The sequence below is a fragment of the Anaeromyxobacter sp. SG64 genome, from assembly GCF_022690745.1.
GTDB classification, from domain to species: Bacteria; Myxococcota; Myxococcia; order Myxococcales; family Anaeromyxobacteraceae; genus Anaeromyxobacter; species Anaeromyxobacter soli.
In genome coordinates this window covers 1-1,368 of sequence record NZ_JALCZB010000197.1, presented here as the reverse complement: position 1 = coordinate 1,368, position 1,368 = coordinate 1, and the positions used below count along the sequence as shown (strand labels likewise).

Sequence of the window (1,368 nt, the reverse complement as noted above, 5' to 3'; positions counted from 1 at the left end):
TCGCCGGTTCCGGCGGCGAACGCGGCGAGCGACGCGGCGAGCCGCGCGCGCTCCCCGAGGCGCGCGCGCTCGGGCGCGGGGCCGGCCTGCGCGGCCGCGCTCGAGAGCGAGGCCACCTGGCGAAGCGCGCCTTCGTCGGAGGGTTCCGAGCGGGCGATCTCGAGCCAGGCCTCGAGGGCGCGCGGTGCGGAGTCGGGACGGCCGTCGAGCAGCGCGACCAGCGCGCGGCGGGTGTCGGCGTCGTCCGGGACGAGGGCGAGGGCCTTCTCGAGCATCACGGCGGCGCGCTCCGGCGAGCCGAGCCGTCCGCGCAGCACGTCCGCGAAGTGGCGGTAGCGCGCCGAGGCGGCGAGCGGATCGTAGGCGGCGATCGCGTCCGCGCACACCTCGCCGAGCTCGACGTACTCGTCGAAGCGCCCGAGCTTTTCCGCGACGCGCGACAGATCGCGCGCGAGGGTGAGGTCGGCAGGGTCCGCCTCGAACGCTCCGAAGAGCAGGGTCCGCGCCCGGTCGAGCTCGCCCGCGGCCATGAGGGCACGGCCGAGGGCGGCGGGATCGGAGGGGTCGGGGTCCGCGCTCGCGCTCGCGGCCGAAGTCGAAGTCGAGGTCGAGGTCGAGGTCGAGGTCGCGGTCGCGGCGGCCGCCGTCGCCCCCGCGGTCGGGGACGGCGGCGTAGCGCTCGAGGTCGGGTTCGAGCTCGCGGCCGCGGCCGGCCTCATGGCCCTTCCCACCTTCGCCTCGACCGCGAGCGCCTCGGCCCGATCGAACGCCTCGGAGTCGCCGGGCTCCTTCGCGAGCACCTCGCGCCAGGTTCGAGCGGCCTCGTCCGCGAGCCCGGCGCGCTCGAGCGCGTGGGCGAGGTGGCGCGCGTGCTCGGTGCGCTCGGCCTCCGGCACGGCCGAAGGATCGATCGCGCGGAGGTGCTCGGCCGCGCCGCCCGTGTCGCCGGAGGCGAGCGCTGCGTCCGCCAGCGCGAGGCGGGCAGGCGGGGAGCCGGGGTGGGCGAGGACCGCGGCGCGGTACGCGCGCGACGCGTCGCCGCGCGCCCCGGCCTCCTCGAACATCCGCGCCGCGTCGAGCGCCGCGGCGGCGGCCTCGTCCCCCTCGGCGCGGATCGACGCGGAGAGGAGCGCACGGGCCGCCGCGATGGGGTCCCCGAGCGTCGCCTCGATCCGCGCACGCGCCTGGAAGACGCCCGCGGAGTCGGGATCCGTCTCGCAGGCGACGTCGAGCAGCGAGCGCACCTCGTCCGCGGGCGCGCCGGCGCGCGCGAGGAGGCCGCCCGCGGCGAGGAGCGCGGCGGCGCGGTCGGCAGGATCGTCGGTCGCGAGCGCGCGCTCGACGCACGCGCGGGCCGCGCCGCGCGGG

1 protein-coding gene is annotated in these 1,368 nt (G+C 79.1%); it reads right to left on the bottom strand.

Going from position 1 to position 1,368, the window contains the following annotated elements; all coding sequences use genetic code 11:
• The coding region (locus tag MNZ29_RS24040; RefSeq protein ID WP_374110864.1) for a tetratricopeptide repeat protein at positions 1-1,368 on the bottom strand (1,368 nt) is incomplete at both ends.